The organism is Nonomuraea antimicrobica, assembly GCF_039536965.1.
Taxonomy (GTDB): domain Bacteria; phylum Actinomycetota; class Actinomycetes; order Streptosporangiales; family Streptosporangiaceae; genus Nonomuraea; species Nonomuraea antimicrobica.
This window is the reverse complement of the sequence record NZ_BAAAZP010000033.1, coordinates 90,399-116,899: the sequence shown is the minus strand read 5'-3', so window position 1 is coordinate 116,899 and position 26,501 is coordinate 90,399. Positions and strand designations below refer to the sequence as shown.

Annotated in this window: 22 protein-coding genes; 11 read left to right on the top strand and 11 right to left on the bottom strand. The window is 71.0% G+C overall.

From position 1 onward, the window contains the following. A partial coding sequence (locus ABD844_RS10235) for an amidohydrolase family protein (protein ID WP_344875362.1) occupies positions 1 to 781 on the bottom strand: 781 nt, incomplete at its 3' end. Positions 782 to 911: 130 nt separating this feature from the next. Continuing rightward, the gene (locus ABD844_RS10230; protein ID WP_344875360.1) at positions 912 to 2,069 is read right to left on the bottom strand and encodes a PucR family transcriptional regulator; all 1,158 of its coding nucleotides are present in this window, start codon (positions 2,067 to 2,069) and stop codon (positions 912 to 914) included. Positions 2,070 to 2,175: 106 nt separating this feature from the next. Between ABD844_RS10230 and ABD844_RS10225 the strand changes: the two genes are divergently transcribed. Together ABD844_RS10225 and ABD844_RS10220 are read left to right on the top strand one after the other, a co-directional pair. Then, positions 2,176 to 4,269 (top strand): M6 family metalloprotease domain-containing protein, encoded by a 2,094-nt coding sequence (locus tag ABD844_RS10225; protein ID WP_344875358.1) that lies wholly within the window; start codon positions 2,176 to 2,178, stop codon positions 4,267 to 4,269. Positions 4,270 to 4,339: 70 nt separating this feature from the next. Next, positions 4,340 to 6,868 (top strand): NB-ARC domain-containing protein, encoded by a 2,529-nt coding sequence (locus tag ABD844_RS10220; RefSeq protein WP_344875356.1) that lies wholly within the window; start codon positions 4,340 to 4,342, stop codon positions 6,866 to 6,868. 4 nt (positions 6,869 to 6,872) lie between these two features. Here the strand turns inward: ABD844_RS10220 and ABD844_RS10215 are convergent, their stop codons facing one another. Further along, entirely contained in the window at positions 6,873 to 7,745 is an 873-nt protein-coding gene (locus tag ABD844_RS10215) for a hypothetical protein (protein ID WP_344875354.1), read from the bottom strand. A 64-nt stretch (positions 7,746 to 7,809) separates the two neighbouring features. Here ABD844_RS10215 and ABD844_RS10210 point away from each other — a divergent pair, with 64 nt between their 5' ends. Beyond that, complete coding sequence (locus ABD844_RS10210; RefSeq protein WP_344875352.1) at positions 7,810 to 8,601, top strand: tyrosine-protein phosphatase; 792 nt, start codon at positions 7,810 to 7,812, stop codon at positions 8,599 to 8,601. Positions 8,602 to 8,626: 25 nt separating this feature from the next. Here ABD844_RS10210 and ABD844_RS10205 read toward each other — a convergent pair whose 3' ends face one another. After that, positions 8,627 to 9,667: a Gfo/Idh/MocA family oxidoreductase gene (locus tag ABD844_RS10205; RefSeq protein WP_344875350.1), complete on the bottom strand. Its 1,041-nt coding sequence runs from the start codon at positions 9,665 to 9,667 to the stop codon at positions 8,627 to 8,629. Positions 9,668 to 9,710: 43 nt separating this feature from the next. Then, positions 9,711 to 10,610, bottom strand: a complete 900-nt coding sequence (locus tag ABD844_RS10200) for a proteasome assembly chaperone family protein (protein ID WP_344875348.1) — start codon at positions 10,608 to 10,610, stop codon at positions 9,711 to 9,713. A 94-nt stretch (positions 10,611 to 10,704) separates the two neighbouring features. Between ABD844_RS10200 and ABD844_RS10195 the strand changes: the two genes are divergently transcribed. Together ABD844_RS10195 and ABD844_RS10190 are read left to right on the top strand one after the other, a co-directional pair. After that, positions 10,705 to 11,097, top strand: a complete 393-nt coding sequence (locus tag ABD844_RS10195) for an ankyrin repeat domain-containing protein (protein ID WP_344875346.1) — start codon at positions 10,705 to 10,707, stop codon at positions 11,095 to 11,097. A gap of 209 nt (positions 11,098 to 11,306) precedes the next feature. Continuing rightward, positions 11,307 to 12,173 (top strand): terpene synthase family protein, encoded by an 867-nt coding sequence (locus ABD844_RS10190; protein WP_344875344.1) that lies wholly within the window; start codon positions 11,307 to 11,309, stop codon positions 12,171 to 12,173. A gap of 13 nt (positions 12,174 to 12,186) precedes the next feature. On the opposite strand, the gene ABD844_RS10185 is transcribed toward ABD844_RS10190, so the two are convergent. Next, on the bottom strand, positions 12,187 to 14,295 hold the full coding sequence (locus tag ABD844_RS10185; protein WP_344875342.1) for an ATP-binding protein: 2,109 nt from the start codon (positions 14,293 to 14,295) through the stop codon (positions 12,187 to 12,189). Between the two features lie 245 nt (positions 14,296 to 14,540). On the opposite strand from ABD844_RS10185, the gene ABD844_RS10180 reads away from it, so the two are divergent. Beyond that, entirely contained in the window at positions 14,541 to 14,990 is a 450-nt protein-coding gene (locus tag ABD844_RS10180; protein ID WP_344875340.1) for a GNAT family N-acetyltransferase, read from the top strand. Positions 14,991 to 15,012: 22 nt separating this feature from the next. Here ABD844_RS10180 and ABD844_RS10175 read toward each other — a convergent pair whose 3' ends face one another. Next, positions 15,013 to 16,692, bottom strand: a complete 1,680-nt coding sequence (locus tag ABD844_RS10175) for a glycerol-3-phosphate dehydrogenase/oxidase (RefSeq protein ID WP_344875366.1) — start codon at positions 16,690 to 16,692, stop codon at positions 15,013 to 15,015. A 99-nt stretch (positions 16,693 to 16,791) separates the two neighbouring features. Here ABD844_RS10175 and ABD844_RS10170 point away from each other — a divergent pair, with 99 nt between their 5' ends. Beyond that, positions 16,792 to 17,598: an MIP/aquaporin family protein gene (locus ABD844_RS10170; protein ID WP_344875338.1), complete on the top strand. Its 807-nt coding sequence runs from the start codon at positions 16,792 to 16,794 to the stop codon at positions 17,596 to 17,598. 55 nt (positions 17,599 to 17,653) lie between these two features. Further along, the gene (gene glpK / locus ABD844_RS10165) at positions 17,654 to 19,165 is read left to right on the top strand and encodes a glycerol kinase GlpK (protein ID WP_344875336.1); all 1,512 of its coding nucleotides are present in this window, start codon (positions 17,654 to 17,656) and stop codon (positions 19,163 to 19,165) included. 35 nt (positions 19,166 to 19,200) lie between these two features. On the opposite strand, the gene ABD844_RS10160 is transcribed toward glpK, so the two are convergent. The 4 genes from ABD844_RS10160 to ABD844_RS10145 all read right to left on the bottom strand — a co-directional run bounded on the left by ABD844_RS10160 (position 19,201) and on the right by ABD844_RS10145 (position 23,948). Further along, on the bottom strand, positions 19,201 to 20,049 hold the full coding sequence (locus ABD844_RS10160; protein WP_344875334.1) for an ABC transporter permease: 849 nt from the start codon (positions 20,047 to 20,049) through the stop codon (positions 19,201 to 19,203). Beyond that, positions 20,046 to 22,775, bottom strand: a complete 2,730-nt coding sequence (locus ABD844_RS10155; RefSeq protein ID WP_344875332.1) for an alpha/beta fold hydrolase — start codon at positions 22,773 to 22,775, stop codon at positions 20,046 to 20,048. Before ABD844_RS10155 ends, ABD844_RS10160 begins: the two co-directional genes overlap by 4 nt. Before the next feature lie 187 nt (positions 22,776 to 22,962). Next, a complete protein-coding gene (locus ABD844_RS10150; protein ID WP_344875330.1) occupies positions 22,963 to 23,412 on the bottom strand; it encodes a nuclear transport factor 2 family protein in 450 nt (149 codons plus the stop codon). Between the two features lie 128 nt (positions 23,413 to 23,540). After that, positions 23,541 to 23,948 (bottom strand): PaaI family thioesterase, encoded by a 408-nt coding sequence (locus ABD844_RS10145; protein WP_344875328.1) that lies wholly within the window; start codon positions 23,946 to 23,948, stop codon positions 23,541 to 23,543. Between the two features lie 160 nt (positions 23,949 to 24,108). Between ABD844_RS10145 and ABD844_RS10140 the strand changes: the two genes are divergently transcribed. The 3 genes from ABD844_RS10140 to ABD844_RS10130 all read left to right on the top strand — a co-directional run bounded on the left by ABD844_RS10140 (position 24,109) and on the right by ABD844_RS10130 (position 26,491). Next, a complete protein-coding gene (locus ABD844_RS10140; RefSeq protein WP_344875326.1) occupies positions 24,109 to 24,324 on the top strand; it encodes a hypothetical protein in 216 nt (71 codons plus the stop codon). 134 nt (positions 24,325 to 24,458) lie between these two features. Next, positions 24,459 to 25,280 (top strand): class I SAM-dependent methyltransferase, encoded by an 822-nt coding sequence (locus tag ABD844_RS10135; RefSeq protein ID WP_344875324.1) that lies wholly within the window; start codon positions 24,459 to 24,461, stop codon positions 25,278 to 25,280. Between the two features lie 17 nt (positions 25,281 to 25,297). Further along, entirely contained in the window at positions 25,298 to 26,491 is a 1,194-nt protein-coding gene (locus ABD844_RS10130; protein WP_344875322.1) for a hypothetical protein, read from the top strand. The last annotated feature ends 10 nt before the right edge of the window (positions 26,492 to 26,501 follow it).

The window sequence follows — 26,501 nt, the reverse complement described above, 5'->3', positions numbered from 1 at the left end:
GGCGGTCCAGCCCGCGCGGGCGCAGGCCGAGCCCGCGTACGTGCCCCCGTACGGCCGCCGCCGCCGCGAGCGGGCCCCCGGAACCGGCGCGGGAGCGCGGGCCCCGGCTCCCGAACGCGACGGTGTTGCCCTCCTCCAGCAGCGCCAGCACGTCTGTGGCCGGGTCGGACCCCGTCGGGCACAGGGCCACCGCGGTCCCGCGCAGGCGCAGCAGCTTGCGCTCGCCCGGGTCGAGCGGCCGGGCGCACACGGCGTGGCACAGCGGCCCGAGCACCCCGGTCTCGTCCAGCGCCGCGGAGGAGTGACGGTCGAGCTCGACCAGCAGCCGCAGCCCGAACGTCCTGGCCAGCACGGCCACGTCCTCCAGCACCAGGGGGTTGCGGGTGCGCGCGGCGATCCCGACCGCGCAGGGCCGGTCGAACTCGCGGATGGCGGTGATGACCGCGTCCCGCTCGCGCTCCTCCCACTCCTCCTCGCTCTCGCTGGTCACCGCGACGTACGAGATGCCGGGCAGGCCGGCGGGGTCGGCCAGGTCGGACACCACGCGCGCCCGCGCGGTCACCCCGGGGGAGCCGGTCGTCACGGCGGAACAGGCGTCCACCAGGCCCGCGACGAGCATGCCGCGCCAGTGCCGCTCCTCGGCGGCGGGGAAGGACAGGCGCATCTCGGTGCGCGGGCCCACGGCGAGCACCCGCTCTCCTCTGACGGCCACGGCCCCGTCGCGCAGGTGCTCGGCGGACATGGGCAGGACGAGCGGCGCGGAGTGGATCACTACGGGCATGCGTCTGCTCGCCACCGGACCGGCACGCTTCGCAGACGCCATTAGGAACTCCCCGTCGGATCGCCCTCAGGGCACTATCTCCAGGGCATTACCCTTACGGCATTAAACGTGAACCGGGGACATGGTGCAATTAGGACGAAGTGTGTGAATCCCTCGGTAGGTAGCGGCCCGACAGTCGGGCCAGCTTGAGGCTGAGGTGCAGGGCCAGCCGTTCCCCGCCGTCTTTCAGGTCGGTTCCCGCCAGCTCCTCCACCCGCTGTAATCGGTAGTACAGCGACGTCCGGTGCAGCCGCAGCGCCCGCGAGGTGGCCACCGCGCTGCCCGCCAGGTCCAGATACGTCTCCAGCGTCTCCAGCAGCGGCAGGTACTGCGCGTCCCCCAGCAGCTCCGCCAGCCCAGGATGCAGGTCGTGGTCGGGCACCTGGACGAGCATCCGGTAGACGCCCAGCCGCGCCCACTCCGCCGTCCGCCCGAGCCCCGGCACCCGCGCGGCCACCTCGGCCGCCTGCCCGGCCTCCCGGTACGACTCCGCCGCCTCCGCCAGCTCCGCCCTCGGCCGCCCGACCCCCACCACCACCGGCACCGGCATGGCCGCGTGCAGTTCGTCGGTCGGGACCGGCGCGCCCGCGGTGAGCAGCACGGCGTGGTCGTAGCGCACCAGGTGCAGCGGATGGTGCCCGCTCAGCCGCCGCCGCAGCGCCAGCAGCCCCTGCTCCAGGGCCAGCCTCAGCGCGTCGTCCGGCTCGGCCGTGCGCGGCCTGGCCACGTGCACGGTCACCGGTTGCGCCTGCGGGAACGCGCCCGCCTCGATGAGCTGCCTGGCCGCGTCCCGCTCGCCCAGCAGCAGCCCGCTGACCGCCTCCAGCTCCCGGTGCGAGGCCAGCCCGCTGGCCAGGCTCTCGTGGAACAGGGCCAGTGCCAGCGCCGGGGCGGCGGCAGCGGCCGCGGCCACGCACACGTCGGACATGGGCGGCTCGGCGTCGATGAACCACAGGAAGCCGAGCAGGCCGTCGGCGTGGCGTACGGGGACGCAGACGCGCGGCAGCAGCCCCAGCTCGGGTGCGCCCGGGGTGCGCAACGGCGCGGTGGCCTCGTGGACGCCCGCCGCCCGCAGCCACTGCCGTACCTCGGGCACGGTGTGCCGGCGCAGGATCGAGTCGCGGCGGACGTCGTCCACGGCGCCGCTCTGCTCGCTGTAGGCCACGACCCGCTGGACGCGGTCCTCGAGCAGCAGGGGGCGGCCGAGACGGGCGGCGAGCTCGTCAACGGTCCGCTGGAGATCCGCCACAGTCACCCCTTTACGTGGATTTTTCGACAAGTGACGGAATCGCCACCAGGTGTCTTCCCTACAACTGCTCGGTGATCTCCGTCAACAACGTCTATACCGTCAATCCGTGAACGTCCCGAAGAAGCTGCTGAAGGGTTTGCTGGCGGCCATCGTGCTGATCCCGGTGAGCCTGATGGCGACCCCCGCTTCCGCAGCACCCCCTGAAGCTCCCGAGCACCCGTGGCGGCAGAACCACTGGCCGCAGACGCAGCCTTGGCAGTCAGACACACCCCTCGACGCCCAGGTGATGCGCACCCGCCCGCCCGGCGGCCTCCAGCCCTTGGATCCGCAGAACTGGGAGAACCCCGACAACATGACCTGGGCGGACTACAAGAAGCCGCCCGGCACCAAGTGGAACGACCCCTCCGTCAAGGGCTCCCAGCGCACCTTCAAGGGCGCGCTCGTGCTGCTCGACTATCCCAACCAGCCGTTCGTGGTGACCCAGCCGCAGGGCTCGACGATCTACGCCAACCCCAGCGCCCAGGCCCACGACATCCCGCGCGACCAGGTCGCCAAGTTCTACCAGGACTTCCTCAACACCCCGAACGACCTCAACAAGGGGCACACCATCCACGAATACTGGATGGAGGACTCCGGCGGCCGGATCGGCGTGGATCTGACCGGGTTCGGCCCGTACACGATGCCGGGCAAGGACCACGAGTACGCGATGGAGTACCAGCGCGGGTCGTGCCCGGCCGGCGACGCGTGCAACAAGAACCTGCGGACCGACGGCAACAGCGCGTGGCTCGCCGCCGTCGGCCCCGACGTGGCCGCCCAGTACGACTTCGTCTTCTACCTCAGCGCCGGCCAGGACGAGTCGTCCACCTGGCAGGAGTTCGGGATGATGAAGTTCCCGACCAAGGAGTCGGTGCCCGACGAGTGGGGCCCACCCGACCCCGCGCTGCCCAACTGGTCGCCCACCCGCTACGTCGAGTGGAGCTCCTGGCAGGCCGGGTCCAACTTCTGGCCCAACGCCCGCTTCGGCGTCGACTCGGTGCAGGCCGAGAGCTCGGGAATGGCCGTCTACGCCCACGAGCTGAGCCACATCTTCGGCATCGCCGACAACTACAACAACCCGTACGGGGTGCCGCCACGCCGGGCGTACACCGGCATCTGGGAGATGCTCAGCCGCGGCAGCTTCAACGGACCGGGCGGCCCGCACTCGCGCTGGCTGATCCCGCCCACCGCGGGCGCGTCCATGGGCGCGCAGCACATGCTCCGCAACAAGATCAAGCTGAACATGGTGGACGAGCAGAACGTCCTGCGGCTCTCCCGCGAGGCGCTCGCCGAGTCGGGCCTGGTCACCGCGAAGGTGCTGGCCCGCGTGGTGCAGCCGGGCAAGAACGAGCTGTCCGGCATCAACATCACCATGAACGAGGACAAGAGCGGGTGCCAGGCCGACGACCCGCTGTGCGACGGCGGTCGCTACAACAACTACACGGTCGAGGTCGTGGACCGGATGGGCAGCGACTCCTTCACCCCCGACTCGGGCGTCCTGTTGGCCAAGACCAAAGACGTCGACAGCGCCCCGTTCGAGTGGGTGATCGACGCCAACCCGCAGGACATCGGCATGACCGACTACGTGCTGCCCGACGGGACCAAGGTGCCGATCACGATCGGCGACTACCGCCAGCTCTCCGACGCCCTCTTCCACGCCGGCGCCGACTCCGGCAGCGAGTACGAGTACGTCGACGAGGCCAACCGCCTGCACTTCTACATCACCGACCTGCACCGCAACCGTGACGGCGAGCTGTCGTACACGGTCGCGGTCCGCTCGCTGGACGGCGCGGGACCGCAGCGGCGCGGCGTCAAGGTGCTGCCGTCGGTCGGCGTGCCCGCCGGCGACAACCAGTCCACCTGCAAGTTCCCGCTGCTCAACACCGGCAGGGCGGCCCCGGCACAGGGTCAGCACCCGGAGGACGTCAGCGCGTACCTGAACTCCGACCTCTACCGGCTCAAGGCCGAGGTCGAGGGCGACGGCTGGACGGTCCGGCTGCCCAACGCGCTGGCCTCCGTCGCGTTCGGCAAGCAGGCGCTCGTGAGCGTCGACGCCGTACGCGCGGCCGGAGCCGACCGGCTGGCCCGGGTCAAGCTCACCGCCACCTCGGAGAGCGACCCGAGCAAGACGGTCACCGCCACGTGCCATGTGATCGGCCGTTGAACGAAAGATGGGGTACGGCTGGCGCAGGCCGTACCCCATCGGCTTGTATTACCCCCGAAGGGGGTTTGCTTTGACAGGGGACCGGCTGCCGGACAAACCACGACGACGCAGGAAGATGTCATGGGCCGCGCCCGTGTCGGCCGGTCTGGCGGCCGCCGCCGCGAGCGTGCTGGCGGCCTCGGTCGAGTGGGACCTCCCGCCGGTGGCCAAGATCGGCGTGACCGCGGCCGCGGCGGTCCTCGTGGGGTTGACCACCTGGGCGACCACCGAGTCACGCGGTGCCAAGCCCCAGCCCCGATTAGAGTCAGGCGCGCTCTCGCCCGACCACTGGCCGCCCGTCCCCGAGCACTTCACCGGCCGCGCCGAGGCGCTGGCCGAGCTGCGTGAGGTGTTCGCCGCCCGCAAGAAGTCCTCCGACCTGTCGCCGCCTCTCGTGGTCTCCGTGTACGGGCGCGGCGGCGTCGGCAAGTCGGCCCTCATGACCAGGTTCGGGCAGGAGGTCGCGAACTCGTTCCACGACGGCCGCCTCTACGCCGACCTGCGCGGCGGCGTGGACGCGCCCGTACGGCCCGAGGAGGTGCTGATCGGCTTCCTGCGTGCTCTCGACGTCCGGCTGACCACCGACCCCGGTGGTCTGGAGGAGCTGCGCAAGCTCTGGCTGACCTGGACCAAGGGCCGCCGGATCCTCATCGGCCTGGACAACGCCCACGACGCCCAGCAGGTCAAACCGCTCATCCCGGCCGAGCCCGGCTGCGCGGTGCTGGTGACCTCGCGCGCCCCGCTGTTCCTGAACGGCACCCACGACACGCGGCTCGGCGTGTTCAGCGAGGCGCACGGGGTGGAACTGGTGGCCCGGCTGGCGGGCGGCGCCAGGGTCGTGGACGACCTGGAGGCCACCAAGGAGGTCGTGCGGCTGTGCGACTACCTGCCGCTGGCGATCAACATCTGCGGCGGCCGGCTGGCCACCCGCGAGCAGTGGACGATGCGCGAGATGGCGGGCCGGCTGGCCGACACGCGCCGCCGGCTCGACCTGCTCGAGGTCGCGCCCACGGTGGACAAGAGCGTGCGCGCCTCCGTACAGCTCAGCTACGACGACTGCACCGGCATGCAACGCCGCCTGCTGCGCCTGCTCAGCGCGCTGACCGCGCCCGACGTGCCCGGCTGGGTGGCCGGCGAGCTGCTCGACATCTCCGGCCTCGACGGCGCCGACCAGCTCGAAGCGCTCATCGACGCCCAGCTCGCCGAGTGCTCTGGCACCGACCAGACCGGCGCCATGCGCTACCGGCTGCATGACCTGGTCAGGGTGTTCGCCGCCGAGCTGGCCGGCCAGGACGAGGAGGAGCGGCGCAGGGCCGCGATCGAGCGCGTCCTTTCCGGCTACCGCCGCCGCGCCGAGGAGGCCGCCCAGAACCGCTGGCCGCAGGACTGGAGCAGGGCCGGCCGCCCGTCGGTCAGGGGCGGGCAGGTCACGGCCGCCAACTGGCTCAACGCCGAGCGGCTCGCCCTCGTCGCCCTGATCCACCTGGCCTACCAGCTCAGGCTCTGGGAGCTGACCTGGGGGCTGGCTCGCGCGTTCTGCTCCTTGTGCCACTCGTTGCGGGCGTACTGGGCCGACTGGGCGGCCGTCGCCGACCTGGGCCGCGAGGCCGCCGCGCACAGCGGCGACCGCCGCTCGCTGGCCATCGCGCTGCTCGACAGCGCCGCCGTGCACGGCGGCCTGGGCCTGCGCGAGCGGGCGCTGGACGAGGCGGAACGCGCCCTGGAGACCTTCACCGAGCTGGGCGAGTCGTGGTGGGCGGCCAGGGCCATGCGCACCATCGGGATGACGCTGTTCAACGACGGCCACCTCGACCGGGCCCAGGACTACCTCGTCGGGGCCATCACCGCGTTCAAGGGCGAGGAGGACCTGTGGTGGATGGCCCGCACCCAGCGCAACCTGGCCGAGATGCGCATGGCCGAGCGGCGGCCCACGGAGGCCAGGGCGCTGCTGGAGGACTCCCTGGAGGTCTTCAAGCGGGAGGGCAACCGCTACTCCGAGGCCCAGACCCTGCGCGTCTACGGTGAGGTGCTGGCGGCCCAGGCGCGGGGCGAGCACCGGGCGGGCGACCACCGCAAGGCCGCGAACCTGTTCACCCGGGCCGGCTTCAGCCTCGACCGGGCGGCCGAGATGTTCAGGCAGCGCGGGGAGCTGTGGGAGGAGGCCCGCTGCCTGCGGGCGGCCGGCGAGGTGGGCGACCCGGACAACGGGCTGCGCGAGCTGGACTTCGTCCGGCGGGCCGAGGACATCCTGGTCGCGCTGGGCGACTCGTGGGGGGTGGCGCGCAGCGCGGTCTCGGCCGGACACGCGCTGGGCAGGCTCGGGCGGACCGAGGAGTCGGCGCAGGAGCTGCGGCGGGCCGTCCAGGAGTTCGAGGGCCTGGACGACCGGTGGTGGATGGCCAGGAGCCTGCGCTATCTCGGGCAGGCGCACCTGGACGCGGGCGGGCGCGCGGCGGCGGTGGAGCCGCTGGAGCAGGCCAGGGACATCTACCGCAGCCTCGGCAACGAGGCCGGCATGCGCAGGACCCTGGAGCTGCTCAAGCGCGCCGAGGTCGGCTGAGCGCTCACGTGAGCGGGGACCGCAGCAGCTCCCCTGCGGCCTGCCTGGCCTGCAGGATGCTCTCCTCGAACAACTTGCGTACGTGCGCCGCCTGGTCCGACAGCTCCCTGATGCGCTCGTGGGCCAGCTCGTCGCGCACGGTCTCGGCGAGGAGCTGCTGGTATTCGGGCGTCTTGGCGGCCAGCCTCTCGAGGCGCTGGTGGGCGTGGTAGACCTTGTCCGCCTTGAGCACCTGCTTGGCGTACTTCTCCAGGTGGCGTACGCGCTGGGACAACGACGTCCAGGCGGCGTCGAGCGCGCTCGTGTACGGCCTGAACGCGTCCTCCATGCCCGGCGGCAGCTCGCGCGGGATGAGCTTGCCGTGCTCGGCGTGCATCGACGACAACCGCCGCAGCCGCTGGGCGATCTGCCACAGCTCCTCGGGCAGTGACACCTGGTTCTCGATGCTGTCGATCAGCCCGGCCTTGTGCACCTTCGAGTTCATGATCGCGTCGACCGCGTTCTGCGCCCGGCGCAGCAGCATCTGACAGGGATGGTCGAGGTCCTCCGGCAGGATGTACTGCTCGGCGTGCGCCCGCGCCAGCCGTAGCCGCCGTTTCGCCGACCGGTGGCTGCCGTTGGAGGCCACCCAGCTGAGCAGGGTCATCAGGCCGAACCCCACGCCTATGAAGACCGCCATCCGCAGGCCCAGCAATGTGGAGGCGATCAGCAGGAAGGCCGGGAGGACGAGCAGCAGGGGAAGGTGGTGCGTGGTGTCCATTCGCGCGCCCGAGCGAACCATGCGGAGAACGTGCGGGCTCGACCGCAGCTCGGCCGAGATCTCCGGGTGCAGCGATGGATCGATCACCAGCCGGGGAGGCAGAGCTCGTGGATCCATACGTTCATGCTGCGTTATGAACCTCGAATTCGCTCATCTTTGGCGGACATATAGGGTCCTAATAATGAGCGAGCTGACGAGGTGGATCGATCTGGAAGGCGCCGTCAACGCGCGTGACCTGGGCGGACTGCCCACCCGTGACGGCGGGCACACGCTCCGCGGCCGGATCTTCCGCGCCGACAACCTGCAGAGCCTCACGCCCGGTGACGTGACCCGGCTGGTGGGCGAGCTGAACCTGCGGCACGTGGTGGACCTGCGTTCCACCACGGAGGTGTCCCTGGAAGGGCCGGGCCCGTTGACCCGGGTGCCCGAGGTGCGCCACCACCACCTGACGCTGTTCGCCGAGGGCGGCGGGAACACCGACGTCGAGGCCGACACCATCGACGGCGACCGGGTGCTCCCGTGGACCGGTCAGGCGCTGGACGAGGAGCTGCGGGTCACCGGGTTCTACTTCGGCTACCTGCGCGACCGGCCGGAGGCCGTGGTGGCGGCCCTGCGCGCGATGGCGCTGAACGACGGCGCGTCGATCGTGCACTGCGCGGCGGGCAAGGACCGTACCGGGGTGCTGTCGGCGCTGGCACTGGAGATCGCCGGGGTGACGCGGGAGGCCATCGTCGAGGACTACGTGGCCACGGGGGAGCGGCTGGAGCTGATACTCAAGCGGCTGCGCGGCAGCGCCACCTATCGCGACGACCTCGACTCGCGCCCGGCCGACGACCACATGCCCAGGGCGCGCTACTTGGAGCAGTTCCTCGGTGTGCTCGACGACCGCTTCGGCGGGCCGCCGGCCTGGCTGGCCGCGAACGGCTGGACCGACGCCGACACGGCCGCCATGCGCGCACGCCTGCGCGGGTGACCCAAGGGATCGGGAGTCCGGCCGTTCAGCTCAGGTGGACGACGATCCGCCGGCTCGCCGACAGGTGGGCCGCCTCGATGACGGTCAGCACGTCGATCGCGCTCCGCGCGTCGACCGGCGGCCGCCCGCCCTCGCGCAGGGCCGCCGCCACGCCCCGGTAGAAGTCCAGGTACGCCCCCGGCTCGGTACGCACGACCACCCGCTCGTCGTCCGTGCCCAGCACGCCCCAGCGCTCCTCCTCGTCGTCGCCGAACCCCGGCGAGCCGGGCGTCATCCCGGCCCGCAGCCGCTCCTCCTGCACGTCCATCCCGTACTTCACGAAGCCCGCCGCCGAGCCGAGCACCCGGAAGCGGGGCCCGCGCTCGGCGGCCACCGAGCTGACCCACAGGTGCGAACGCGCCCCTGAGTCGTGCGTGAGCGCGATGAACGTGTCGTCGTCGGCCGCCACGCCCTCCCGCCGGACGTCGCTCTCGCAGTAGACCTCGCGCACCGGGCCGAGCAGCCGCAACGCCTGGTCGACGAGGTGGCTGCCCAGGTCGTAGAGCAGGCCGCCGACCTCCTCCGGCCCGCCGGTCTCGCGCCAGCCGCCTTTGGGCACCGGTCGCCACCGTTCGAACCGCGACTCCAGGCGCAGCACCCGGCCCAGCCGGCCGTCCTCGGCCAGCCGCCGCAGGGTGCGGAAGTCGCCGTCCCAGCGCCGGTTGTGGAACACGGTCAGCATGAGGCCGCGCTCTTCGGCCAGGCGCAGCAGTTCGCGCCCCTCTTCGGCGGTCCTGGCCAGCGGCTTGTCCACGACGACGGGCAGGCCCCTGGTGAGCGCGGCGGTGGCCGTGGACACGTGGGTCCTGTTGGGCGAGGCGATCACGACGAGGTCGCAGCGCTCCCACAGGTCGCGTACGTCGCTCACCGCCGCGGCGCCGTAGCGGGCGACGATCTCGGCCTGACGGTCGGGGTTCCCGGTCACGACGGCCGCCAGGGACAGACCGGGGGTGGCGTGGATCAGCGGGGCGTGGAAGTAGGCCCCCGCCGGGCCGTAGCCGACCAGCCCGACCCGGATGTCGCTCATCGGCTCAGGCTGTCGGCTGTCCGATGGTCCCTCGGGCGCGGCGCTACTCGTCGTCACGCTCGGCCAGGAAGCGCTCGAACTGCGCGGCCAGCTCGTCGCCGGTCGGCATCGGTATCGGCTCGGCCATGAGGTTCTCGCGCTCCGAGCCTCCGGCGAAGGCGTCGTACTGCTGCTCGAGCCCGTTGATGGCGGTGGACAGCTCGGCGGAGGCGCGGATCTGGTCCTCGATCTCCGTCGTCGTACGCCGGGCCGCCTCGCGCAGCCCGTCCATCGGGAACACCAGCCCCGTCCCCCGCGTCACGGCCTCCAGGCCCGTCACGGCGGCGGTCGGGTACTCGGCCTGCGCCAGGTAGTGCGGGACGTGGATGGCGTAGCCGAGCGCGTCGTGGCCCTTGGCCCCGAGGCGCAGCTCCAGCAGCCCCGCCACGCTGCCGGGCACCTGGACCCGCCCGAAGGCGCTGGTCTGCGCGTTGATCAGCTCGGGCCTGCTGGCGTGCATCGTGACGCCGAGCGGCCGGGTGTGCGGGACCGCCATCGGGATGCCGTGCAGGGTCACCAGCTTGCTCACCCGCAGCCGTCGCACCAGATCGGCCACGGCCTTGGTGAACAACTCCCACTCCCGGTCCGGCTCCGGTCCGCTCATCAGCAGGAACTCGGTGCCCGTCGAGTCTTTGGCGGCGTGCACGGCCAGCTCGGGGCTCTCACACTCCACCCACCGGTCGGTGTCGAACGTCATGATGGGACGCCGCGACCGATAGTCGAGCAGCCGGTCCACGTCAAACGTCGCCACGACCCGGTGCTCCAGCTCGGCCAGCAGGTGGCCCAGCGCAAGGCGTCCGGCGCTGCCCGCATCGACGAAACCATCGAAGTGGTACAGCAACACCGGATCGGGCAGCTCGGGCGAGTCGTCTGCGAGCTCGTAGAGATCCTTCGGGTCGAACACGGTTGGACAGCCTTTCCCTAGGTACTCTCTCCAGAACCTACGACGCATCTGAACGATTCCGTGCAGGGCACCCTATCGAGGCACAATGGGGCACATGGACGGGGAGCACGAGCTGGAGGAGTTCGCCACCAGGATGTTCGACCTGGCCAGGGCGGGCGAGACCGAGACCTTGCGGGCATATGTCGAGGCCGGGGTGCCGGCCGACCTGACCAACGGCAAAGGTGACACTTTGCTGATGCTGGCGGCCTATTACGGTCACGCCGAGACGGTCCGCATGCTTGTCACATGCGGCGCGGACCCCAACCGGGCCAACGACCGTGGGCAGACACCGCTCGCGGGCGCGGTGTTCAAGAAGGAGTCTGCCGTGGTCAGGACGCTGCTGGACGGCGGTGCCGACCCGGACGCCGGTCAGCCCTCGGCCCTTGACACGGCGCGGATGTTCGCGAATGCCCAGTTCATTCAATGGTTCACGCAAAATACTTCATAGTATGAAATAAGCATTAAAGCGGTCAGAGTTGCCTAGTGTGGCGTTTCGAACACTCCATCGTCATGCTGGGGGACGTGGCTACTTCTGCGCATTCCTTCAGTAGGCGACCGCTCCACATCCCTCCGCTGCCATGTCCGTTCCCGAGTGAGATCAACGTTCATGCCTCGGAGGTCGACGCGGAGAGCCACGCCTGGCTGGCCGCCTCAAAAATGCTCAACGACGCCGAGACGATCGAGCACTTCCGGCGCTCCAAGATCGGCCTGCTCGCGGCGCGGACCAACCCGACCGTGCCGCGCGACAGCCTCCGACTGATCAACGACTGGTACAACTGGCTCTTCGCCTTCGACGACGCGTTCTGCGAGAGCGAGTTGGTGGGGCACCGGGCCTCCGCGCTGGCCCGCGCCCTGCCGCCGCTCCTCGAGATCCTCGACGGGCGCCGCGTGCCGGACGCCGCCGACGCGTTCGGGCTCGCACTCACCGAACTCCTCCACCGGATCTCCGAGTACGCCACCCCCGCCCAGGTGGACCGATGGCGGATCACGGTGAAGGAATACCTCTTCGCCCAGATCTGGGAGGCGGCCAACCGCGAAGTGGACCTCATCCCCACCCCCGACGACTACGTGCTCATGCGCCGCATCACCGGGGCCACCTACACCTGTTTCGCCCTCATCGACGTGGGCGGTGGCTACCGGCTCGAGGCCGAGGAGTGGCACCACCCCGACGTGCGCACGCTGTCGGACCTGGCGTGCGACCTCATCGGCTGGGACAACGACCTCCTGTCGTACGCCAAGGAGCGCGACAGGGACAAAGCCCGGCACAACCTCGTCACGGTGCTGGAAACCCACAAGAACCTCGTGCTGCAGGACGCGCTGAGCGAGGTCTCCGAGATGCACAACGCCACCGTCGCCGCCTTCCTCGAACGGCGCGCGGCACTGGAGCAGTGGGCCTCGCTCCCGGTCCGCAAGTATGTCCGCGGCCTCGAACACTGGGTGCGCGGCCACATCGCCTTCTCCCTCGGCAGCGCGCGCTACGTGCACGCCTGGCCCGACGGGACGCAGTGGCCGAAGGCCGTCTAGGCGGTCGCCGGGGTCAGGTCTCGTCGGGGGCGTCCGGGTCGTCGAGCGCGAGCCCGGACGCCTCGTCGAGGTCGAGCGTGGCGCCCTCTTCGAGCGCGTTCTTGTAGGCCACCTCGCCCATCCGGTCGCGGCAGTCGCGTACGCACGCGTTGTGCTCGTCGGTCATCCACGGCGCACCGAGCCGCGGCAGGCCGGCCGTCTTCCAGTTTTGCTGCAGCGCCCCGAGCAAGAGGGCGGCCACCGGTAAACGGTCGGTCATCACGAAGATGCGCGCCGCGGTCTCCAGCGCCAGCAGGGTGCCGAGCGTGTCGTGGAAGTGCCGTTTGATCCGCAGCGCCTCTCTGACGTTCTGCAGCGCCTCCTCGGTGCGGCCGGTCGCCAGCCTGGTGCCCGCCAGCACCCACTGGGCGTGCGAGCTGAGCCACAGCTCCCCGCGCTCCCTGCACACTTGCAGGCAGTCGTGCAGCAGCGACTCGGCCTCGTACAGCTCGCCCTGCGTCTGCAGCACGATCGACAGCTCCACGATCGCGGGCAGCAGGCCGGGGTTGAGCTCCTTGTTGTCGGTGTTGAACTCGATCGCCACGCCCAGCAGCGCGCTGGCCTTCTGCAGGTCGCCCTGGAGCAGCGCCGCCGTGCCCTGCATCTTGGAGGCCAGGATGACCGCCCTGGAGTCGCCCACCCGGACGGCCTCGGTGCTGCACTTCTCGGCGGCGTGCAGTGCCCCGGCGCTGTCGCCCTGGGCGCTCTTGACGTAGGAGAGCACCCACAGCGCCTTGCAGCGCTCCTTGCTCACGGCGGGGTTGGCCTCCAGCGCCCGCTCCAGGTAGAGGCGCCCCTCGCGGGCGAAACCACAGCACACCCACATGAACCACAACGACGACAGCAGCGTCAGCGCGAGCACCGACTTGCCCAGCGACCTGAGCGCGTGCTCCAGCGCCTGCCGGACGTTGTCGTGCTCCTGCCGCATGCGGACGAACCAGTAGATCTGCCGCGGCCCCGACCAGGCGTCCTCGCCGCGCTGGGCCAGGCTCAGGTAGTACTCCAGGTGGCGCTGGCGCATCTGCTCGGTCTGCCCGAGCTTGTCCAGCCACTCCTCGCCGTATTCGGCCAGGGTGTCGATCAGCTTGTAGCGTACGCCGGCGTGGTTGCTCCTGATCAGCAGGATCGACTTCTCCACCAGGCCGGTGACCAGGTCGGTGATGTCTTCCGACGGCAGGCGGCCGTCGGAGCAGACGAAGCGGGCCGCGTCGAGCTCGAAGTCGCCCGCGAACACCGACAGCCGCGCCCACAGCAGCCGCTCGGCCGGCTCGCACAGCTCGTGGCTCCACCCGATGGCCGCGCGCAGCGTCTGGTGACGGGGCAGCGCCGTGCGGCTGGCCCCGGACAGCAGGCTGAACCGGTCGGCCAGCAGCCCGAGGATCTGGTCCACCGACAGGGCCCGCAGCCGCACCGCGGCCAGCTCGATCGCCAGCGGGATGCCGTCGAGCCTGCGGCACAGCTCGGCCACGGAGCCGATGTTGTTCTCGTCGAGCACGAAGTCGGGCACGCTCGCCCCGGCCCTGGCCGCGAAGAGCTGCACCGACTCGTTGGTGAACAGGCTCTCGGCCGGATCGTCGCCGGGCACCTGCAACGGCGGCACCGGCACGACGTGCTCGTAGGGCAGGTGCAGCGACTGGCGGCTGGTGGCCAGCACCTTCAGGTTGGGCGCGGCCTCCAGCAGCTCGTGGATCAGCTCGGCGCAGCCCTGCACCAGGTGCTCGCACGTGTCGATGATGAGCAGCATGTCGCGCTCGCCCACCCACTCGGACAACGACTCCGACTCCGCTCGCGACGACTGGTCGGCGATGCCGAGCGCGGAGGCGATGGTGTGCTTGACCATGCCCGAGTCTTGGAGCCGGGCCAGGTCGGCGAACCAGACGCCGTCGGGGTAGTGGGCCCGCACCTGGTGGGCCAGGCGCAGCACGGTGCGCGACTTTCCCACGCCGCCGATGCCGGTGACGGTCACCAGGCGTGACTCGTTGAGGTGTCGTTTGAGGTTGGCGAGGAGACGCGTGCGGCCGACGAAGCTCGTCAGCTCCGCCGGCAGATTGCCTTCTCGCCGCCAGCCTGTCGGGGTGGCCATGCGCAGCCTCACGGGGGATAGGCGACACCTGCTCTGGCATCGTACCGCCGTCGTCGTTGCCTGTCCCCGGACCCGCGAACACGCTCGGTATTGGTTTGTCCGACTCGGTAGCATGTCCGTCGTGGAAGATTTCCTCACCGAGCAGACCGCCGACGACACCGACCTGGGCTGGGGCGACTGGCGCGCCGACGACTCCGACGCCTTCCATCTCGACAACCGGCCCCCGCACTGGGGCTGACCCGTCCATGAGCGCGCACACCCTGCGCCCCGCCACCCCCGGCGACTACGACGCCATCGCCGCCGTGCTCGACGACTGGTGGGGGCGTCCGGTCAGCCTCGCCCTGCCCCGGCTCTTCCTCGACCACTTCCACCGGACGAGCCTGATCGCCGAGGGCCCCGACGGGCTGGCGGGCTTCCTGATCGGCTTCCCCTCGCCGTCCCTGGCCGACGAGGCGTACATCCATTTCGTCGGGGTGAGCCCGGGTGCGCGGCAGGGCGGGCTGGCCCGCACCCTGTACGAGCGCTTCTTCGACCTCGCCCGCGCCGACGGCCGCCGTGTCGTCAGGGCCGTCACCGCGCCGGTCAACGAGACCTCCATCGCCTTCCACCGCCGCCTGGGCTTCACGGTCGGCGACCCGGTGCCCGGCTACAACGGGCCGGGCACGAGCCTGGTCACGTTCGCCCGCGAGCTGTGACGCGTCCCTTCCCTGGGGGCGGTCAGGTGGCGGCGAGGTCGTGGCCCGACGTCCTGGCCCGGGCCAGGGCCGCCCGCTCGGCCTCCACCAGGCCGCGGCAGCGGGAGATCTCCCCCTCCACCCGCGCCTCGTCCCAGCCCAGCACGTCCGCCATGAGCCGGGCGACCAGCGGCACTGCCCGGTGGGCCAGTTCGTTCGACTCGATGAGCAGGCGGGTCCTGCGCGCGATGACGTCTTCGGCGTGCAGCGCCCCCTCGTGGGTGACGGCATAGCACACCTCGGCCCTGAGCCACGGCCCCGGCGCCAGCAGCGGCTCGCCCAGCGACGGGTCACGGCGTACCAGCTCCAGCACCTCCAGGGCCAGGTTGCCGTAGCGCCGGACGAGGTAGGCCACGGTGTCGTCGTCGAGGTCGTGGTCCTCGGCGATGCGGCGTACCGACCGCTCCAGCGCGGGCAGCCCGTCGGCGCCCACGAGCGGCAGCCGATCGGTGACCGACTCCGGCACGTCGTAGCCCTCCAGCGCGGCGTCGACCACGTCCTTGGCCATGATCCGGTACGTCGTGAACTTCCCGCCCGCGATCATGGCCAGCCCGGGGACCGGCACGTCCACCACGTGCTCGCGCGACAGTTTCGTGGTGGCGGAGCCCTCGTCGGCGGCCACCAGCGGACGCAGTCCCACGTACAGGCCCACGACGTCGTCGCGGGTCAGCGGCCTGGCCAGCACCGAGTTGGCGTGTTCGAGCAGGTAGTCGACGTCCTCGCCGGTGGCCGTGGGCTCGGCGCGGTCGCCGTCCCAGTCGGTGTCGGTGGTGCCGACGATCCAGCGGCGCCTGGTCCACGGGATGATGAACAGCACGCTCTTCTCGGTACGGATGATCATGCCGGTCCGCGAGTCGATGGCCTCGCCGGGCACGATGACGTGCACGCCCTTCGACATGCGTACGCGAAAGCCCGGCTCGGCCGCGCCCGGCAGCGCCGAGACCGGGCCGGTCCACACGCCCGCGCACACCACCACGGCGTCGGCGGCGACGTCCACCTCGCGGCCGCTCTCCTCGTCGCGTACGCGCGCGCCGACCACCCGTTCGCCGCGCTCGTCCCGCGACATCGCCACGGCGCGGGCCCTGGTCGCGATCACGGCCCCGTGCGCGGCGGCCGTACGGGCGAGCGTGAGCGTGAAACGGGCGTCGTCCACCTGGGCGTCGTAGTAGATCATCGCGCCGGTCAGCACGTCGGCACGCAGGCCCGGCGCCACCCGGTGGGCCTCCTTGACCGACAGGTTGCGGTGCCTGGGCATCGGCCGGCGCATGCCCTTCAGCGCGTCGTACAGGGTCAGACCGGCCGCCACGTACGGCTGCTCGACCACCTTGCGGCGCAGCGGATACAGGAACGTGACGGGCCTGACCAGATGCGGGGCCAGCCGCGAGACCAGCAGGTCGCGCTCCTTCAGCGCCTCCCTGACGAGCTTGAAGTCGAACTGCTCCAGATAGCGCAGCCCGCCGTGGATCAGCTTGCTCGACCGGCTCGACGTGCCCGACGCCAGGTCGCGGCTCTCGACCAGGGCCACCCGCAGCCCGCGTGAGGCGGCGTCGAGCGCGGCCCCGGCGCCCGTGACGCCCCCGCCGACGACCAGCACGTCGAAGGTCTGCTCGCCGAGCCGGTCGATGGTCCGCCGCCGGTCCCGCGCGTCGAGCCCACCGGTCATCCCCACGGCACATTCCTCACTTTCGGTGACGCTCTGCGCACGATTCGTATGCATTCCCCGTAATGCGGGAAGGCACACAACAGCGCAAGGAGGTGGCAGGTGGCCCGATCGCCCGGCCGGAGACGGCTGACCGGCGAGCTGGTCGCGGAGTTCGCCGGGACCATGGTGCTCATCCTGTTCGGCGCGGGGGTCGTCGCACAGGTGGTGGCCGGCGGGCTGGGCGACCACGACAGCATCGCCTGGGCGTGGGGGATCGGGGTGGCGCTCGGCGTCTACGTCGCGGGACGCACCACGGGGGCGCACCTCAACCCCGCCGTCTCGCTGGGGTTCGCGCTGTTCCGCGGCTTCCCGTGGCGCAAGGTCCTGCCGTACGCCGCCGCGCAGACCGCCGGGGCCTTCGTCGCCGCCCTCATCGTGCGCTGGAATTACACCGAGGTGCTGCACCTGGCCGACCCCGGGCACACGATCAAGACGCAGATCGTCTTCTCGACCCTGCCGGGCAACGGCACCCTGCCGGTGGACATGTGGGGCGGCCTGCGCGACCAGATCATCGGCACCGCGATCCTGCTCTTCGTCATCTTCGCCCTGTCCGACGTGGCCAACATGGCGCCGAGCGCGAACATGGGGCCGGTCGTCATCGGGCTGCTCGTCGTCGGGATCGGCATGTCGTTCGGCACCGACGCCGGCTACGCCATCAACCCGGCGCGCGACTTCGGGCCGCGCCTGGCCAGTTTCCTCACGGGCTACCACGGCGCGTGGCGCGACCAGTACGGCGACCTGTACTTCTGGGTCCCCGTCGTCGGCCCGCTGGTCGGCGGCGCGCTCGGGGCCGGGCTGTACCAGGCGAGCATCGCCCGCCACCTGCCGCAGGGCCAGGACCGCGACACCGTGAAGCCGTCCGACTGAGTGACGCCCGAGCAGACCGCCGGGCCCTGCACCACGCCGAGGAGAACACAACGCCATGCCTGACTTCGTCGGCGCCGTCGACCAGGGCACCACCAGCACCCGCTTCATGATCTTCGATCACGACGGTGCCGAGGTCGCTAAGTTCCAGCTCGAACACGAGCAGATCCTGCCCAGGGCCGGTTGGGTCGAGCACGACCCGATCGAGATCTGGACCAGGACCGCCGCCGTCATCGAGACCACCCTCCAGCGCGCCGGGCTGCACACCACCGACCTCGCCGCGCTCGGGGTGACGAACCAGCGCGAGACCACGGTGGTGTGGAACCCGCGTACCGGGCGCCCGTATTACAACGCGATCGTCTGGCAGGACACCCGTACCGACCGCATCGCCGCCGCCCTCGAACAGGACGAGCGCGGCCAGATCATCCGCGACCGGACGGGGCTGCGGCCCGACGCGTACTTCTCCGGCGGCAAGCTCCAGTGGATCCTGGAGAACGTGGACGGCGTGCGCGAGGCCGTCGACCGGGGCGAGGCCGTCTTCGGCACCGCCGACACCTGGACCGTGTGGAACCTCACCGGCGGCGTCGACGGCGGCGCGCACGTCACCGACGTGACCAACGCCAGCCGTACGATGCTCATGGACCTCGACACGCTCGACTGGGACGACGAGCTGCTGTCGTTCTTCGGCATCCCGCGCGCGATGCTGCCCGAGATCCGGCCCTCCGCCGACCCCACCGGCTACGGCGGCACGTTGCGGTCCGGTCCGGCTGGCGGGGAGGTGCCCATCACCGCCGTCCTCGGCGACCAGCAGGCGGCCACCGTCGGCCAGGTCTGCTTCTCGCCCGGCGAGGCCAAGAACACCTACGGCACCGGCAACTTCCTGCTGCTCAACACCGGCACCGACCGCGTCCGCTCGCGGAGCGGGCTGCTCACCACCGTGGCCTACCAGTTCGGCGACCAGCCCGCGGTGTTCGCGCTGGAGGGCTCGATCGCGGTGACCGGCTCGGCCGTGCAGTGGCTGCGCGACCAGCTCCACCTCATCACCTCGGCGGCCGAGAGCGAGACGCTGGCCCGGCGGGTGCGCGACTCGGGAGGCGTGTACTTCGTGCCGGCCTTCTCGGGGCTGTTCGCGCCGTACTGGCGAGCCGACGCCCGCGGCGCCATCGTCGGCCTGTCGCGCTACAACAACGAGGCCCACCTCGCCCGGGCCACCCTGGAGGCCATCTGCTACCAGAGCCGCGACGTGGTCGAGGCCATGCAGGAGGACTCGGGGGTGGTCCTCGACGTCCTGAAGGTGGACGGCGGCGTCACGGCGAACGACCTGTGCATGCAGCTCCAGTCGGACATCCTCGGCGTGCCGGTCAGCCGCCCGGTGGTCGCCGAGACGACGGCGCTCGGGGCCGCATACGCCGCAGGGCTGGCGGTGGGCCACTGGAACGACACCGACGAGCTGCGCTCGCACTGGGCGGAGGACCGGCGGTGGGAGCCGACGTGGAGCGAGGAGGAGCGGGCCCGGGGGTACGCCGGTTGGAAGAAGGCCGTCACCAAGGCCGTCGACTGGACCACCTGACCGCTCACCCCCAGGAGCCGGCTGGGGGTGAGCGGTCAGCTCACCACGTCCTTGCGGCGGAAGCGGCGGAACGCGATCGCGATGAGGATCGCCGCGTACGTGATCGACACCGACGCGCCCTTCACCATCCCGCTCCAGTCCAGCTCGGGTGCCAGGGCGTCCAGCCAGGCGGTGTTCCAGAACGTGGGCAGGAACTCGCGCAACACGCCCAGAGCCTCGACCGCCTGGAGGATGGTGCACACGATCCACAGCCCGACCGCACCTCCCACGGCCCCCAGCGGGGAGTCGGTCATGGTGGAGATGAGGAAGGCCAGGGCGGCGACCACGAGCTGGCTGACCAGCGCGTACCCGATGACGATCCCGAACCGGGGCAGCACGTCGAGCGCCGGGATGGTCTCACCCGTGCCGGGCACCTGGATGTCGTCCCAGCCGAACGCCAGCGTGCCGGCGAGCAGCGCCATCAGTGGCAGGCAGATCACCGCCGCCGCCGAGTAGCCGAGCGCCACGATCAGCTTCTGCCGCAGCAGCCGATCCCGGGGGACCGGCGCCGCCAGCAGGTAACGCAGCGACGACCAGTTGGCCTCGCTGGCCACGGTGTCGCCGCAGAACAGCGCCACCGCGACCACCAGCAGGAAACTGGCCGACACCGAGAGCGCGAACGCGGCGAAGTTCAGGCCGCTCTCCGTGGCCAGGTCGGAGATGCGCAGCGCCGACTGCGTCTGCCCGCTCGACTGCGGCCCGAACTGGAACGCGATCACCAGGACCCACGGCAACGCCAGCAGCAGGGCGAACATGGCCAGCGTCCGCCGCCGCTTGAACTGGCGGACGATCTCCACCCGCAACGGCAGCGTACGGTGCGGCGCGTAGCCGGTCGCGGCGGTCATGCCTTGTCTCCGATGAGGTCGAGGAACACGTCTTCCAGGCGCGGCCCGTGCCCGTTGGCCGGCTTGGCCGAGCCGAGCAGCAGCGACACGGGACCGGCCGAGACCAGGCGTCCGCGCCGCATGACCACGACGTGGCTGCAGGTCTGCTCCACCTCGGCCAGCATGTGGCTGGAAACGATCACGGTACGGCCGTCGCGCGCGTAGCGCTTGAGCACCTCGCGCATCTCCCGGATCTGGGGCGGGTCGAGACCGTTCGTGGGCTCGTCGAGCACGAGCAGGTCCGGCAGGCCGAGCATGGCCTGGGCGATGGCCAGCCGCTGGCGCATGCCCTGCGAGTACGTTCGCACGGCCCGCTCCAGTGCCTTGCCCAGGTTCGCGATCTCCAGCGCCTCGTCGAAGTGCGCGTCGGCCACCGGACGGCCGGTGGCGGCCCAGTACAGTTCGATGTTGTCGCGCCCCGACAGGTGCGGCAGGAAGCCGGGCCCCTCGACGAACGACCCCAGCCTGGACAACACGGGCGCGCCCGGGGTCACGCGCTCGCCGAAGATGCGGATCTCGCCCGCGTCCGGCTGGATGAGGCCCATCATCATGCGCATCGTGGTGGTCTTGCCCGCGCCGTTGGGCCCGAGCAGGCCCAGCACCTGGCCCGGCTCGACGCGGAACGACAGGTCGTCGACGGCCAGTTCGCCGTTGCGGTACGCCTTCGTCAGCCCGCTGATCTCCAACGGCGTCTCCGGACCGCTCACCGCACCTGGACCGGCGCCGCCGGTCGCGACGGGAACGGCGTCGAGAGCGGTGTCGAGCGGGGCGTTGAGCGGGGTGTCGAGCGGGGTGGATTCCGGCAGGCGGCCGGGCCCCTGCGCGTCCGGGGCGAGCGCCGCCTTGCGGAGGCGGGAACGCGTCGACGTACGTCCCGTGGCCAGCAGCACGCCCGCGACGACCACCGCCGCCAGCGGCATCGCCCACACCCACCACGCGACCCCGGTCGGAGCGGCGGCCAGCGTACGGACCGTGGGGACCGCGAGCGCCGGGGAGGCGAGCGAGACCTGGTACGCGGCCGGTTCGGCGGGCGTCGCGAACCCCATGTCGGTCGTCGTCACCACCAGGCGGAGCCGGTGCCCCACGGCGAAGCGATGGTCCACGGCGGGCAGGGTGATCGTGGCCTGCGCGCTGCCCGCGCCCTCGGGAATCGTCACCCGTACGGGTGCCACCAGCCCGGCGGGCAGGGTGGGCGGCTGGGCGTTGTCGGCGACGTCGTACAGCTTCGCGAACAGCGTCGCCTCACCCTTGCCCGTCACCTTCACCGTGACGGTCGGGCTGCCGGTGAGCTGGAGCGGGGCCGTGAGCGGCGGCGACTCGAACGCGGCGCTCTGGCCCGGCATGTCGATCGAGACGCCGCCCGTGGTCTGGCCGCCCAGCAGGCCGCCGATGCCGGGCACGGTCGAGATCGAGGCCGGTGCGCCGCCGGGCGGGTTGACGATGCTCTGCTCGGGGCCGTTCAGCTCGACGGTCGTCGTGTCGGTGCCCGCCAGCCCGGGGTAGGCGGCGGCCTCCGGGTGGAGCCGGATGCGCTGCCGGGTGCCGGGGTCGCGTCCGCCGTCACGCGTCACCGTGAACGCGTTCACCGGCGGCGCCGACTCCTCGCTCTTCAGGTAACGGGCGAACCAGGCGGCGGACTGGTCGAAGAGCCAGTCGACCTCGCCGTTGCCGCCGTCGTGCCCGCCGTCGAACCAGGCCAGGCTCACCGGCGTACCGGTGGCGGCGATGGCCCTGGCGTTGGCGTCGGCGTGGCTGAGCGGGAACAACGAGTCGCGCTGGCCCTGGAGGAGCAGCGTCGGGGCCTTGATCTGGCCGGCGACGGTGATCGGGCTCGACTTCCGCAACAGCGCGACGGCCTCGGGCGTGGCCCGGCCGTCCGTGGCGACCTGCTGGTAGACGTCGCAGATCGCGGGCAGGAACCGGCCGCACCGCGCCTGCTCGGGCGTCAGGGGACCGGCGGCCTCCCGCCGGCCCAGCAGCGACGTGGCGTCCAGCGACACGCCCTGGCCGAAGAAGATCCCGGCCCACATCCGCTTGAACACCCCGCTCGCGGCAGCAGCACCCTCCCCGGCCGTCGACGGCGGAGCGGGAGTCGCCTGCGAAGTGGTGGCCGTGGGGGCAGCGGCCTGGGCGGCGGCGTTGGGGAACAGCGCGTCGGCCAGGTCGGACCAGGTGATCTGGGGGACGATCGCGTCCACCCGCTGGTCGTAGGCCGCCGTCATCAGCGCGATGGCGCCGCCGTACGAGCCGCCCGCGATGCCGACGCGCGGGTCACCGGTGGCGTCGAGCTGGACCTCGGGACGCTTGGCCAGCCAGTCGATGAGCTGCTTGACGTCCTTGACCTCGTAGTCGGGCGAATTGAGCGCGATCTCCCCGGTCGACTGTCCGAACCCGCGCGCCGACCAGGTCATCACCGCATAGCCCTGCTGGGCGAGGCGGACCGCCTGGTCCCGCATGCTCTGCTTGCTGCCGCCGAAGCCGTGCGCGAGCAACACGACAGGGGCCTTCCCTCCATCGGGTGGCGGGAAGAACGTCGTATCGAGCTCGACACGCTGGTCGTCGGCTGGTCCGTCGACGACGGTTATCTTCTGGTCCTGGCCCCGCACCTCGGGAGTGGACGGCCACACGAGCCATGTCGCCACCCCGATGAGGGCGAGCGCCGCTACCAGGGCGGCCACACGCTTCATGCGGAGAGCCTACTTTCCGCACCCTGAGAGATCCCTGAGACGGAGCCGCACCGGGACCTGCTGAAAGGCGCATCTCGGCGGCGAATCGGTCGATCATCCACCATTCGCCCCGAAACCTCCCTCGAAACGCTCCCCACCACTGAGCGGGTCACCTGGTGCGGCCCGTTCGGGGATCGGCGCTGTTCGGCTATGACGTGATGGAGTCGTCGGAGAGCGCGCGGGCCACGGTGAGGCTGTCTTCGTAGATGTGGTAGCGGGTGATCTGGCCGTCTTCGACCGTGAGGTGCAGGGCGAACGGCGACGTGTACGACCTGCCGGTGGCCTTGACCGTCTGGACGAGGTCGCCGAGCACCACGGCGTCACCGCCGTCGACCAGGATCCGCGTCACCGACGTGCCGTTCAGCTCCGGCACGTGGTACGCGGTCAGCATGCGGAAGTGCTCCGCCGCGTCGCGGCGGCTCGAACGGGGCTTGATCCACGGCACCGACGGGTGCCCTTCTTCCGGCCAGTTGAAGCGCCAGTCGCTCTGCTCGGCGAACAACTCGGCGATCCTCTCGAAATCGCCCTCGCCTATCCGGCGCAGCAACTCCTGCACGATGTCACGAGTCGTCGCGGTCGCCTTCGCGTTCGTGGTCATGGTGTTCGCGTCCTTGAGGTCCGTTCAGCGGTAGTGGTTGCAGTCTCCTGTGGCGTGCGGGTCTCGGCGATTACCTCTCAGGTAAGGACGACGCTGATCGTGGCCGGGAGGGAGGCCGGTGGGGTGGGTCAGGAGAGGAGCGCGTAGACGGTGGTGGCGTGGGCCGCCGCTTCGGTGGCGCCTTCGGCGGTGAGGGTGATCTCGGTGAAGGCCAGGGAGCGGCCCAGCTTCGTGATACGGACGTCGAGCAGGACGTCTTTGCCCATCACGGGTCGCTGGAAGGTGGTGGACTGCTGAACCGTGGTCATCGGGACGAACCCGCCGCGCGCCGCCGAGATGGCGACGACCGTGGCCGTGTCGGCGGCTGCCATCATGGCCTGCCCCGACAGGCCGCCGCCCTCCCTGGCCAGCTCGTCGGACCAGGGCAGTCGTACGATCGCGTGGCGGTCGCCCACCTCCTCCACGCGCAGGTCGAGCTGTTTGATCCAGGGGGCGAAGTATTCCTGGAGGATCGCCTCTGCGTCTTCTGGAGTCACCGGGCCATCATGCACGCTGGACCGTGTGTGCGGGATGGCCTGTCGCCCCTGATCGGTTCGCACGTGACGCCGCGGCCGACGGCGGCCCCTCTGGCCGGGGCCGGGGAGAAGTCATGATCTGGCGAGGAACTTCGGCGGGGTTGCGGCCGTCATGTCCAATATGAGGGATGAGGCGCAGAACGATCGGTTCCGGCATCTGCCGGAGCAGGCAGACCCGGCAACGTGGCGGTCCGGTGTGGATGAGGCGCCGTTGCCGCAGGTGATCGCCGAGCCGGCGGAGGTGGGGGACACCGGCCTGCGCTGGGTGGCGCCCGAGCTCGAAGCGGCACGGGAGATCAGCGACGCGATCGTACGGCGCCGGGGCTCTGGTGACTGAACGGAACATGCGGACGGCTCCCCCGCAAAGTCCACGCCGTCTGCCACGCCTGCGCCCCGCTGACCACCCGGCACCCAGGGCCGCCGGGGAAATACCCGTGCGCGGGTCGCCCCCGCCTGTCTACGATCATGCTCATGGACGACTACCTGCAGGTCAACAGGGCCAACTGGAACGCCCGCGTCCCCATCCACATCACCAGCGACTTCTACGACGTCGAGGGGTTCAAGGCGGGCAGGAACGCGCTGCGCCCGTTCGAGCTCGACGAGGTGGGCGAGGTGTCCGGCCGCAGCCTGGTGCATCTGCAGTGCCACTTCGGCCTCGACACGCTGTCCTGGGCGCGGCTCGGCGCCCAGGTGACCGGGCTCGACTTCTCCGAGGCCGCCATCGGGCACGCGAGGACGATCGCGGCGGAGTGCGGCATTCCGGCGAGGTTCGTGACGGCCGACGTCAATGACGCGCCCGAGGCGCTCGGTGAGACGTACGACATCGTCTACACGGGCATCGGGGCCCTGATCTGGCTGCCCGACCTTACCCGCTGGGCCGAGACGGTGGCCGCCCTGCTCAAACCGGGCGGGTTCCTCTATATCGCTGAATTTCACCCGTTCGCCGAGACGCTCGACGACGAGACCGGCACCAAGATCACCTACGACTACTTCGAGCGCGGCCCGCACGTCTGGGAGTACCCGTACACCTACACCGGCTCCGAGGTGCTCGAACACCAGACCTCCGTGGAGTTCCGGCACGGCCTCGGTGAGATCGTCAGCGCGGTCACGGCGGCCGGGCTGCGCGTGGAGTTCCTGCACGAGCACGAGCACACGTTGTTCCGCCGCTTCGCCACGCTCGTCGAGTCGGACAGCAGGACCTACCGCAAGCCCGGCGACGAGCCCAGGATCCCCCTCATGTTCTCCCTCCGAGCCTCAGCCGGTGATGGGGGGAATCCTGCGGCAGGCCGATGACCGTAAGATTCTCTGCCGTGAAGGCTCCAGCATCGTTCAAGAAGGCCGCCGCGTGGGCCCTGCCCTACTGGACCCGCGGTGAGGCGGGCCGCGAGACGCCGCAAGACCTGTTCAGGGTGCTCTACTTCGGCTGGCTGGCGGCGTTCACGCTCAAGGTGCTCGGCTCGGCCTGGGACGTCTCGTGGCACTTCAAGTGGCTGCGCGACGACCTGGCCCCGCCGCACCTGCTCAACTCCGCCGGTACGGCGCTCGCCGTCGCCCTGACCGTGATCCACGGCTACACTGGCTACGGCGTCGACAAGGCCGCGCTGCGGCTCATCCAGTGGGGCACCGGCATCTTCCTCGTCGCGGTGCCGCTCGACCTGATCAACCACCGCGTCAACGGGCTCGACATCACCTCGTGGAGCCCGTCCCACATCATGCTCTACGTCGGAACGCTCTTCATGATCGCGGGTGTGGTCCGCGGCTGGTTCATGGGCGCGCCTCCGGGCCGGGAGCGGGTGGTGGTGCTGGGGGCGTTCCTGGCGTTCTTCCTGGAGAACGTGCACTTCCCCGAGCAGCACCAGGAGTACGGCATCCTGTCACTCGGCGCCTGGGACAACCACGCCACCTACGCCGAGCAGATCCTGCTCCAGTTCGCGGCCGACCAGATGGGACGCCCGATCGACCGGATCATGATGGCCGGATTCACCCTGCCCGTGCCCGACTTCCTCTACCCGGTCTACGCCGTGGTCGCCGGGCTGTCGGTGCTGGTGGCGGCCAGGCTGCTGATCGGCCGGTTCGGCGCGGCCACGCTCGTCGCCGCCGGTTACGTGGGGTTCAGGGCGGCGATGTGGCCGCTGCTGACCTTCACCGGGTTCCCGCCGTCCGCGGTGCCGTTCTTCCTGGTGGTCGCCGGGCTGCTGGTCGACCTGGCCTTCCTGGTACGGATGCCGCTGCTGCGAGCGGTGCTCGGCGCGGCGGTCGTCACGGCCGTGGCCTACGGGACGCTGGCGGCGCAGAGCGCGGTCATGGGCCCGGTGTACGGCGCGATCAAGGGCCAGGAGGGGCTGCTCGGGGCGCCTCCCCTGGCCACGTCGTCGGCCGGGTGGGCCGGGCTCGGGCTGCTCGCCGCCTGGCTGGCGATCGAGCTGGTCGTGGGCAGGCGGCAGCTCCGGCCCCGAACGATCGAGCCCTCCGTGCCGCCCGTGACCGCCCCCGCCACGCCCTGACCACCCCGCG

Coding starts and splice junctions, on each gene's coding strand:
- ABD844_RS10215 (WP_344875354.1), bottom strand. CDS start 7,745: ATGGATCCACGAGCTCTGCCTCCCCGGCTGGTGATCGATCCATCGCTG.
- ABD844_RS10210 (WP_344875352.1), top strand. CDS start 7,810: ATGAGCGAGCTGACGAGGTGGATCGATCTGGAAGGCGCCGTCAACGCG.
- ABD844_RS10205 (WP_344875350.1), bottom strand. CDS start 9,667: ATGAGCGACATCCGGGTCGGGCTGGTCGGCTACGGCCCGGCGGGGGCC.
- ABD844_RS10195 (WP_344875346.1), top strand. CDS start 10,705: ATGGACGGGGAGCACGAGCTGGAGGAGTTCGCCACCAGGATGTTCGAC.
- ABD844_RS10190 (WP_344875344.1), top strand. CDS start 11,307: ATGCTCAACGACGCCGAGACGATCGAGCACTTCCGGCGCTCCAAGATC.
- ABD844_RS10185 (WP_344875342.1), bottom strand. CDS start 14,295: ATGGCCACCCCGACAGGCTGGCGGCGAGAAGGCAATCTGCCGGCGGAG.
- ABD844_RS10180 (WP_344875340.1), top strand. CDS start 14,541: ATGAGCGCGCACACCCTGCGCCCCGCCACCCCCGGCGACTACGACGCC.
- ABD844_RS10175 (WP_344875366.1), bottom strand. CDS start 16,692: ATGACCGGTGGGCTCGACGCGCGGGACCGGCGGCGGACCATCGACCGG.
- glpK (WP_344875336.1), top strand. CDS start 17,654: ATGCCTGACTTCGTCGGCGCCGTCGACCAGGGCACCACCAGCACCCGC.
- ABD844_RS10160 (WP_344875334.1), bottom strand. CDS start 20,049: ATGACCGCCGCGACCGGCTACGCGCCGCACCGTACGCTGCCGTTGCGG.
- ABD844_RS10155 (WP_344875332.1), bottom strand. CDS start 22,775: ATGAAGCGTGTGGCCGCCCTGGTAGCGGCGCTCGCCCTCATCGGGGTG.
- ABD844_RS10150 (WP_344875330.1), bottom strand. CDS start 23,412: ATGACCACGAACGCGAAGGCGACCGCGACGACTCGTGACATCGTGCAG.
- ABD844_RS10140 (WP_344875326.1), top strand. CDS start 24,109: ATGAGGGATGAGGCGCAGAACGATCGGTTCCGGCATCTGCCGGAGCAG.
- ABD844_RS10135 (WP_344875324.1), top strand. CDS start 24,459: ATGGACGACTACCTGCAGGTCAACAGGGCCAACTGGAACGCCCGCGTC.